This is a genomic window from Staphylococcus pasteuri (assembly GCF_030547725.1).
GTDB classification, from domain to species: domain Bacteria; phylum Bacillota; class Bacilli; order Staphylococcales; family Staphylococcaceae; genus Staphylococcus; species Staphylococcus pasteuri.
Genome location: NZ_JAUOQO010000401.1, coordinates 1 through 266, shown reverse-complemented (window position 1 = coordinate 266; position 266 = coordinate 1). Strand labels below are relative to the sequence as shown.

The window sequence follows — 266 nt, the reverse complement described above, 5'->3', positions numbered from 1 at the left end:
CTGTACGTCAGCTGTCAAAAACATCTGGTATGGTTTCAGAAGCAATGGGTCGTCTTTCATCTGGTAAGCGCGTAAATACAGCTGCTGATGATGCCGCTGGCCTAGCAATCATTTCAAACTTAGATCGCCAAATCACTGGTACTCAACAAGCAATTCGTAACTCAAATGAAGGTATCAGCCTTGTTGAAGTTATGGATTCTGCGCTTGAAGAAGTTAACTCACTTTACCAACGTGCTCGTCAATTAGCGGTTTACTCTGCCAATGAA

Annotated in this window: 1 protein-coding gene; it reads left to right on the top strand. The window is 43.2% G+C overall.

The annotated features are described in order from the left end of the window. Positions 1–266, top strand: a 266-nt coding sequence (locus Q4528_RS14145) for a flagellin N-terminal helical domain-containing protein (protein WP_439848942.1), incomplete at both ends; no start/stop codon positions are given.